Origin of the sequence: Actinosynnema sp. NPDC023658, from assembly GCF_040639995.1 — a bacterium.
Taxonomy (GTDB): Bacteria; Actinomycetota; Actinomycetes; order Mycobacteriales; family Pseudonocardiaceae; genus Actinosynnema.
In genome coordinates, this window is the sequence record NZ_JBFAAX010001522.1 from 1 (window position 1) to 1017 (window position 1017).

Below are 1017 nucleotides of genomic sequence, written 5' to 3' on the forward strand. Positions count from 1 at the left end.
GCCGCTGTCCCGGACCGGGCCCGTGCCGGGCGGCCAGCGCGTCGGCCACCGCACCGGTCGCGAACGCGTAGACCGCCTTGTGCAGCACGTCCACCGCCAGCTCGGACCGGGGCCAGGTCTGCGGCGGGGCGCCGACCCCGGTGGCGTTCTCCAGGATCTGGTCGTTGCTCAGCCGCACGACGGTGAACATCGCGGAGGCGACCGGCCCGCGGACACCCGCGTTGGCCATGAGCGAGCGCACGACGCCCAGCAGGGCGGCTTGCCCGAAGTGCATCGTGAGGTTCAGCGCGCGGGACCGGACCGACCGCTCCGACAGGCCCGCCAGCCGGGCCAGGACCGCGGCGGGCACGTGCGAGTCGGGTCGGCCGGTCAGCCGCTGTTCGACCTTCTCCGCGACCGTCATGACCGCCGCCCCGGCCATCCCGGCGATCAGTCCCTGGCGCAGCGAGCGTGTCAGCATGAGCGCGGAGTACCCGGCGACCCGCGGTTCATGTCGGTCGGCCGGCTGTTCTCGAATTCACGGTCACCCGGCGGCGCAATAGCGCAATGTGCGAGATGTCGACCGCCCGGTGGAACCGTTAGGCTTGAATTCATACCCCTGTAGGGTATGGAACCGGAGGATCAGAGTCGCATGTCCGAGAGTTATGAGGCACCCGCCGCGACCTCCGACGAGGTGCAGCCGGTCGGTCTTGAATTCGTGGTCAAAGGCATGACCTGCGAGGGGTGTGCCGCCACGGTGACCAACGCGGTCCGGAGGGTTTCCGGGGTCACCAGGGTCAAGCTCGACCTGGACGCCGGCACGCTGCGCGTCCTGGGCTCGACCGACGAGGCCGCCATCACCGGGGCGGTCAAGGACGCCGGGTACGTGCTCGTCCGCGCCTGATGTCCCGGTGGGTGTCGCCCCGACCGCGGCCGAGCGGGGCGACACCGGTCGGTTTTGCGCCGGTCGGTACTACACCGACAGCGACGGCACGAGCGGACGGCCCGTCGACTCGGTGGCGAAGGCCCGCCACGCCG

General features: G+C 71.3%; 2 protein-coding genes. One reads left to right on the forward strand and one right to left on the reverse strand.

What is annotated here, in order from left to right; all coding sequences use genetic code 11:
* The coding region (locus tag AB0G02_RS42240) for a hypothetical protein (RefSeq protein ID WP_360806821.1) at positions 1 to 460 on the reverse strand (460 nt) is incomplete at its 3' end.
* Between the two features lie 171 nt (positions 461 to 631).
* Between AB0G02_RS42240 and AB0G02_RS42245 the strand changes: the two genes are divergently transcribed.
* Positions 632 to 883, forward strand: a complete 252-nt coding sequence (locus AB0G02_RS42245; RefSeq protein WP_360806824.1) for a heavy metal-associated domain-containing protein — start codon at positions 632 to 634, stop codon at positions 881 to 883.
* The last annotated feature ends 134 nt before the right edge of the window (positions 884 to 1017 follow it).